A 717-nucleotide genomic window follows, 5' to 3' on the forward strand; every position below is an offset into this window, starting at 1 on the left:
CGGCCCCGACGGCGCCCCCGCCGGCCTGCACGGCTATCTGGAATACGCGTCCGACCTATTCGACGCGACCACGGCCGAGACTATCGCTGACCGCTACCTGCGCCTGCTGGCCGCTGTCTGCGCCGACCCCGAGGTCCGCATCGGCGAGATCGACCTGCTGAGCGCCAAGGAACGCCAGCGCATCCTGATTGATTGGAACGACACAGCCCGCCCGCTGCCGCACGATACGGTGCCCGCCTTGATCGAGGCGCAAGCCGCGGCCCGGCCCGAAGAAACCGCCGTCATCTTCGGTGAGACCACCCTCAGCTATGCCGAGCTCAATGCGAAAGCCAACCAATTGGCCCATGCGCTGATCGCCCGCGGCATCGGCCCCGAGGACATCGTCGGCATCTGCCAGCACCGCGCGCCCGAGATGATCGTGAGTCTTCTGGCCATCTTCAAGGCCGGTGCCGCCTACCTGCCGCTCGACCCAGATTATCCCGCCGACCGCCTGCGCTTCATGCTGACCGACGCAAACCCCGCGCTCGTCCTGATCCAAAGCGCCACCGCCCGATACCTGCCCGAGGGCACCCCCACACTCGCCCTCGACACCCTGGAAGCCCTCGCCAACCACCCAACTCGAAACCCCACCGACACCGACCGCCAACACCCCCTCCACCCCCAGTCCCCCGCCTATATGATCTACACATCAGGCTCGACCGGAACGCCAAAGGGGGT

1 protein-coding gene is annotated in these 717 nt (G+C 67.1%); it reads left to right on the forward strand.

Going from position 1 to position 717, the window contains the following annotated elements; all coding sequences use genetic code 11:
* A partial coding sequence (locus tag ACR1XV_RS21445) for an AMP-binding protein (RefSeq protein ID WP_480535064.1) occupies nt 1-717 on the forward strand: 717 nt, incomplete at both ends.

The sequence above is a fragment of the Ruegeria sp. AD2(2025) genome (genome assembly GCF_056542385.1).